Here is a 4,914-nt window from a genome sequence, read left to right as displayed (position 1 = left end):
CGCTGTTGAGTTCTCAAGGAACGGACACTTCCTTCGGACCGCCTTCCAGCGGACCCTCCGGGCGTTTCGCTCTTTCGTATTCCCAGCCTATCAGATCCGTTTGCCACCGTTTAACCGGTGCTTTACGTTCCCGACTTGCGGAGTTAACCATCGCCGCGTGGCGACCCGTGCAACGTTAGCCGGTCTCGACCCGGGCGCCAAATCGGGACGCGCCACGATCACTCGTTCGGAGCACCCCTCCTGTGGGCGGGCACCAGAGGGCGGTCGGTGCGGGGCCATCGTCGGCACTCCCCCGCATGCCGTAGAGTGCGGCGCATCGACGCAGAGGACTAGACCACTTGAGTCGGCGCGGGCCCTTCAGTGCTGCGCCGGCGGGCCGGCGGGTGACGGTTCGGTGTGCTGGAACGGGGGTCCTCCCCGCTCGGCGCACTCTGCCGTTATGTGCCGGTATATCCGAAGTTGACTTGATTTAGGCTTCAGCTGATGCCGATGCCGCTGCTCCGCGGCCGCACGCGCTGTACTCCGCACCTGGGAGGCTCCACCATGACCACTGTGACCTCGCCGCTCGCCGGGCGGGCCGTCGGACTGGCCAACGTGCCGGACCCCGTCTTCTCCGGCGCGATGGTCGGGCCCGGAACCGCCATCGACCCGGTGCGCGAGCCCACCGAGGCGGTGGCGCCGGTGGACGGGCTGGTGGTGTCCATGCACCCGCACGCGTTCGTCGTCGTCGACGCGGACGGCCACGGCGTCCTCACCCACCTCGGCATCGACACCGTGCAGCTCAACGGCGAGGGCTTCGAGCTGCTCGTCGGCAAGGGCGACGAGGTCAAGCGCGGCCAGCCGGTGATCCGCTGGAACCCCGCGGCGGTCGAGGCCGCGGGCAAGTCGCCGATCTCGCCGATCGTCGCGCTGGAGGCCTCCGCAGAGGCGCTCTCCGGTGTCGCCGAGAGCGGCGAGGTCACCCTCGGCGGCGAACTCTTCACCTGGAACTGACCCCCCGCTGGCCGGGTGAAAGGAATCTCTGAACGTGGAACCGATGCTTCGCGGCGTAGGAGTCAGCCACGGGGTCGCCATCGGCCCGGTGCGGCACATGGGCACAGCCGTCCTGGAGCCCCCGGCGACGCAGATCCCCAGTGAGGAGGCCCCGCGGGAGCAGGCGCGTGCCCAGGCCGCGGTGGACGCGGTCGCGGCCGACCTGATCGCGCGCGGCAACCTGGCCGGCGGTGAGGCGCAGGCGGTGCTGGAGGCCCAGGCGCTGATGGCGCAGGACCCGGAGCTGATGGCGGACGTCAGCCGGCGGATCGCGGTCGGCAGCAGCGCCGAGCGGGGCATCTACGACGCCTTCGCCGCGTACCGGGCGCTGCTGGCGGCGGCCGGGGACTACCTGGCCGGCCGGGTGGCCGACCTGGACGACGTCCGGAACCGGATCGTGGCGCGGCTGCTCGGCGTGCCGATGCCGGGTGTGCCGGACAGCGACGAGCCCTACGTGCTCTTCGCGCACGACCTCGCGCCGGCCGACACGGCGCTGCTCGACCCGACGCTGGTGCTCGGCTTCGTCACCGAGGAGGGCGGGCCGACCAGCCACAGCGCCATCCTGGCGCGGGCGCTGGGTGTGCCCGCCGTGGTGGCGCTGCCGGGGGCCACCGGGGTGGCCGAGGGCCTCGTCGTCGCGGTCGACGGCAGCAGCGGAGAGGTGCTGGTCAGCCCCCCGGTCGAGCGGCAGGAGGAGCTGCGCCGGCTGGCGGCCGAGCGGAAGGCGGCGCTGGCCGCGTCCTCGGGGCCGGGCCGGACGTCGGACGGGCACCTGGTGCCGCTGCTGGCGAACATCGGCGGCCCGGCCGACCTGCCGGCCGCGCAGGAGGCCGAGGCGGAGGGCGTCGGCCTGTTCCGGACGGAGTTCCTCTTCCTGGACGACTCGGCGAAGGCGCCGAGCGAGGAGAAGCAGTTCGAGGCGTACCGGAAGGTGCTGGAGGCCTTTCCGGAGCGCCGGGTGGTCGTGCGGGTGCTGGACGCCGGGGCCGACAAGCCGCTGGAGTTCCTGACGCCGGCCGACGAGCCGAACCCCGCGCTCGGTGTCCGCGGTCTGCGGACGCTGCTGGACCACCCGGAGGTGCTGGCGGCGCAGCTGCGGGCGCTGGCCCGGGCGGCCGAGGGGCTGCCGGTGCACCTGGAGGTCATGGCGCCGATGGTGGCGGACCGGCAGGACGCGAAGGCGTTCGCGGACGCCTGCCGGGAGGCCGGGCTGAGCGCGAAGTTCGGTGCGATGGTGGAGATCCCGTCGGCGGCGCTGCGGGCGCGGTCGATCCTGCAGGAGGTCGAGTTCCTGTCGCTGGGGACGAACGACCTGGCGCAGTACACCTTCGCGGCGGACCGGCAGGTCGGCGCGGTGGCGCGGTTGCAGGACCCGTGGCAGCCGGCGCTGCTCGACCTGGTCGCGCTGTCGGCCGAGGCCGCGCAGGCGACCGGGAAGAGCTGCGGCGTGTGCGGTGAGGCGGCTGCCGACCCGTTGCTCGCCTGTGTGCTCACCGGGCTCGGGGTGACGAGCCTGTCGATGGGTGCCTCGTCGATCCCGTACGTGCGGACGGCGTTGGCCAAGGTCACGCTGGCGCAGTGCCGGCGTGCCGCGGCGGCGGCGCGGGCTGCGGACAGTGCAGCCGACGCGCGGGCCGCGGCGCACCAGGTGCTGACCGGCGAATAGACGCCCCGGGGCAGGGCCGGGGCTCGCAGGGGTGCTTCCACCGTGGGGGTTGGAAGCACCCCTGCTCGGCGTTTCCGGGGCCGGCCGGGGCTCGCGGCTCCGGCCGGCCCGGTCGGGTCAGGCGCGGCGCTCGGCGCCGAGGCGCTCGAAGAACCGGAGGTGGTCGATGTTGTCGACCGAGCCGGGGTTGACCGCCTTCTCCAGCGGGGTGCCGGAGAGCAGCCGCTTCACGGGCACCTCGATGCGCTTGCCGGTGAGGGTGTGCGGGAGGCCGTCGACGGCGACGATCTCGTCCGGCACGTGGCGGGGCGAGAGCTGGGTGCGCAGCTCGGTGCGGACGCGGGCGCGCAGCGAGTCGTCGAGGTCGGCGCCGGGGGCGAGGACGACGAAGAGCGGCATCCAGTACCCGCCGTCGGGCTCCTCGACGCCGATGACCAGGGATTCCGCGATCTCGGGGAGGCGTTCGACGACCTCGTAGATGTCGGAGGAGCCCATCCGGACGCCCTGGCGGTTGAGGGTGGAGTCGGAGCGGCCGTGGATGACGACGGTGCCGCGGGAGGTGACGGTGATCCAGTCGCCGTGGCGCCAGACGCCCGGGTACATGTCGAAGTAGCTGTCGCGGTAGCGGGTGCCGTCGGGGTCGTTCCAGAAGCCGATCGGCATGGACGGCAGGGGCCGGGTGACGACGAGCTCGCCGACCTGGTCGGTGAGCGGCTCGCCGTGGACGTCCCAGGAGGCGACGGCGGCGCCGAGGCAGGGGGCCTGGATCTCGCCGAGGTGGACGGGGAGGGTGGGGACGCCGCCGACGAAGCAGCTGCAGACGTCGGTGCCGCCGCTGACGGAGGCGAGCCAGACGTCCTTCTTGACCTCGTCGTAGATCCACTGGAAGCCGTCGGGCGGCAGCGGGGAGCCGGTGGTGCCGAGGCAGCGGACGGCGGAGAGGTCGAGGTCGCGGCCGGGGTGGAGGTCGGCCTTGCGGCTGGCGATCACGTAGGCGGCGGAGGTGCCGAGGACGGTGGCGCGGGTGCGGGCGGCGACGGACCACAGGGCGCCGGTGTCGGGGTGGCCGGGGCTGCCGTCGTAGGTGACGATCGTGGACCCGACGAGGAGGCCCGCGACGAGGAAGTTCCACATCATCCAGCCGGTGGACGTGTACCAGAGGAAGCGGTCGTCCGGGCCGAGGTCGAGGTGGAGCGAGGCCTGCTTGAGGTGCTCGACGAGGATGCCGCCCTGGCTCTGCACGATGGCCTTGGGCAGGCCGGTGGTGCCGGAGGAGTAGAGCACCCAGAGCGGGTGGTCGAAGGGGACGGGCTCGAAGACCGGCTCGTCGTCGCCGGCGACCAGCGCGGCCCAGTCGAGGGCGCCCTCGGGGGCGGGGGCGCCGAGCAGCGGGATGTGCACGACGGTGCGCAGCGTGGGGAGCTCGCGGCGGAGTTCGGCGACGACCTCGGTGCGGTCGTGGTCCTTGCCGCCGTAGTGGTAGCCGTCGATCGCGAAGAGGACGGTGGGTTCGATCTGCTGGAGGCGGTCGAGGACGCTGCGGGCGCCGAAGTCGGGGGCGCAGGAGGTCCAGACGGCGCCGACGGCGGCGGTGGCGAGGAGGGCGACGACGGCCTGCGGGACGTTGGGCAGGTAGGCGCCGACGCGGTCGCCGGGGCGGACGCCGCGGGCGCGCAGGGCCGCGGCCAGCGAGCCGACCTGGCGGCGGAGCTCGGCCCAGGTGAGGGCGGCGGGCTGCTCGGTGGTCTCGTCGAGGTGGAGGATCGCGGGCGTGTCGGCCCGGTCGGGGTCCTCGGCGGCGCGCAGGGCGTGCTCGGCGTAGTTGAGGCGGGCGCCGGGGAACCAGCGGGCGCCGGGCATCGCCGGGTCGGCGAGGACGGCCTCGGGGGCGGTGGTGAAGCGGACGTCGAACCACTCGGTGACGGCCGTCCAGAAGCGCTCCAGGTCTTCGGTGGACCAGGCGTGCAGGGCGGCGTAGCGGGCGGCGGCCTGCTCGTCGTCGTCCGCGGGGGCGAGCGGGGCCGCCGGGGCGCCGTGGTGCTCGGCGGCCCAGGCCTGGAAGGCGACGATCTGCGCGGAGGCGGCGCGGGCCGGGTCGGGGCGCCAGAGCAGTCGGCCTTCGGGTGGGGTGCTCACGGTGGTGGTCTCCCGGGGTGGAGCGCCCCCGCCCGGGGGCCGGGGGCGGTGGGCGGGGCTGCTCGTGGCGGGGGGGGGCC

General features: G+C 74.0%; 3 protein-coding genes. 2 read left to right on the top strand and 1 reads right to left on the bottom strand.

Going from position 1 to position 4,914, the window contains the following annotated elements; genetic code table 11:
* The first annotated feature begins 543 nt into the window (after positions 1 to 543).
* The gene (locus IE98_RS0141200; protein WP_030277820.1) at positions 544 to 993 is read left to right on the top strand and encodes a PTS sugar transporter subunit IIA; all 450 of its coding nucleotides are present in this window, start codon (positions 544 to 546) and stop codon (positions 991 to 993) included.
* A gap of 34 nt (positions 994 to 1,027) precedes the next feature.
* On the top strand, positions 1,028 to 2,698 hold the full coding sequence (gene ptsP, locus IE98_RS0141195) for a phosphoenolpyruvate--protein phosphotransferase (RefSeq protein WP_030277819.1): 1,671 nt from the start codon (positions 1,028 to 1,030) through the stop codon (positions 2,696 to 2,698).
* Between the two features lie 117 nt (positions 2,699 to 2,815).
* On the opposite strand, the gene IE98_RS0141190 is transcribed toward ptsP, so the two are convergent.
* Complete coding sequence (locus IE98_RS0141190; RefSeq protein ID WP_030277818.1) at positions 2,816 to 4,834, bottom strand: acetoacetate--CoA ligase; 2,019 nt, start codon at positions 4,832 to 4,834, stop codon at positions 2,816 to 2,818.
* Positions 4,835 to 4,914 lie beyond the last annotated feature (80 nt).

The sequence above is a fragment of the Streptomyces sp. NRRL B-24484 genome, from assembly GCF_000717715.1.
Taxonomy (GTDB): Bacteria; Actinomycetota; Actinomycetes; order Streptomycetales; family Streptomycetaceae; genus Kitasatospora.
The sequence above is the reverse complement of the archived record's forward strand: the minus strand, read 5'-3'. Positions and strand labels throughout refer to the sequence as shown.